The sequence below is a fragment of the Vibrio sp. 10N.222.52.B7 genome (assembly GCF_041474275.1).
GTDB lineage: Bacteria > Pseudomonadota > Gammaproteobacteria > Enterobacterales > Vibrionaceae > Vibrio > Vibrio crassostreae_C.
In genome coordinates this window covers 2657-3546 of the sequence record NZ_JBFRTU010000080.1, presented here as the reverse complement: position 1 = coordinate 3546, position 890 = coordinate 2657, and the positions used below count along the sequence as shown (strand labels likewise).

Sequence of the window (890 nt, the reverse complement as noted above, 5' to 3'; positions counted from 1 at the left end):
AGGGGATCAAGATGATTCATAGACATATCCTAGCAATGCACGTAAGTTCATCGTAACTTACTTTGCACTCACAGGTTGATGGCAAATTCACCGAATTCAGATGAATAAGCAAACACTGCATAAAGTTTGTGAAATAGGTCACCCACTAATGGTGTATAATCCCAAAGTTAACTTGATTATAAACCGACGTATCGGCATGATTTATAGTAATTATTATTAAGGATATAGAGCTTTCCATGAAAAAATTTGCAATTGTGACTTTGCCACTGCTCTTGGCTGCGTGTGTATCTGACGACTACGTTACCAATGTCACTTCAGATAGTTATCAAGAAGAGTACAAAACGGCAAAAGTTGAAGCTCCAGTTGTATCTCAATCTGAGCAAACAAGCGTTGTTGAAGAAAATGTTGTCAACGTTATCAGAACCGAACCTGTTGAACAGAAAGTCGCTCAAACGACTCAAGCTAAGCCAGTTGCAGTAGTGACAGGCCCAACCAAGAAACAACAAGACATGAACCAACGTTTTGGTTACACAGTTCAAGTTGTTGCTGTTGGCAGCCAAAGTAAAGTCGATTCTTTCGTGAAAATGCTACCTACGACTTCTCAACCAGTTTGGGAAAACTACAAAATGGTTAACGGCACTAAGTGGTTCACGGTACTTTATGGTGACTACGCAACACGCTTAGAAGCTAAAAAGGCAATCTCAACACTGCCGAACACTTTCCAAAACTTGAAGCCGTTCGTTAAGAGCATTGATGACATCAAGAACTCTGAATACCCAACGCTTAACAAGTTGAACTAAGTTTTGATTCATAAAGAAGGGGCAAATGCTCCTTCTTTTGTTTTAAGACTCGCTGTTTTGTTTAATAGTTAATCGCTCGATCTTTCGAAC

General features: G+C 39.6%; 1 protein-coding gene. It reads left to right on the top strand.

The window, feature by feature from the left end; all coding sequences use genetic code 11:
• Positions 1–236 precede the first annotated feature (236 nt).
• Complete coding sequence (locus AB4512_RS18735; protein ID WP_017069919.1) at positions 237–800, top strand: SPOR domain-containing protein; 564 nt, start codon at positions 237–239, stop codon at positions 798–800.
• Positions 801–890 lie beyond the last annotated feature (90 nt).